Here is a 424-nt window from a genome sequence, read left to right on the forward strand (position 1 = left end):
CGGTGTATCAGGCCAATATCCTCATCCAGGTCGAAGACACGATGGCGGCCAATGCTGCCAAGAGTCCATTGGGCGATGTGTCCAGCATGTTCGATGTCAAGACAGAAGCCACGGGTGAAATGGAAATCCTCCAGTCGAGAATGGTGATTGGAAAAACCGTTGAAGAAATGGGGCTCGATATCGACGCGAGGCCACGGCGCCTTCCGCTGATCGGAGACTGGCTGGCTCGGCACGCCAAAAAGATGGCCGAACCGGCCATCCTCAAAGGAACCGGATATGCATGGGGCGACGTATCGTTGAAGGTCTCGAGCTTTGACGTTCCTGAAGCTCTGGAGGGCGAGAAGTTCACCATCACTGCGCTAGGCAGTGGCCGATACCGGCTTGAACAGTCCAACTTCGATAAGGCGGTCGAAGGTCGTGTCGG

General features: G+C 56.1%; 1 pseudogene. It reads left to right on the forward strand.

Annotated elements, in window-relative coordinates:
- A pseudogene (locus VSR34_RS38760) lies at nt 1-424 on the forward strand (tyrosine protein kinase); the annotation flags it as partial.

It is taken from the genome of Paraburkholderia sp. JHI2823, from assembly GCF_038900695.1.
In the GTDB taxonomy this organism is placed as follows: Bacteria; Pseudomonadota; Gammaproteobacteria; order Burkholderiales; family Burkholderiaceae; genus Paraburkholderia; species Paraburkholderia mimosarum.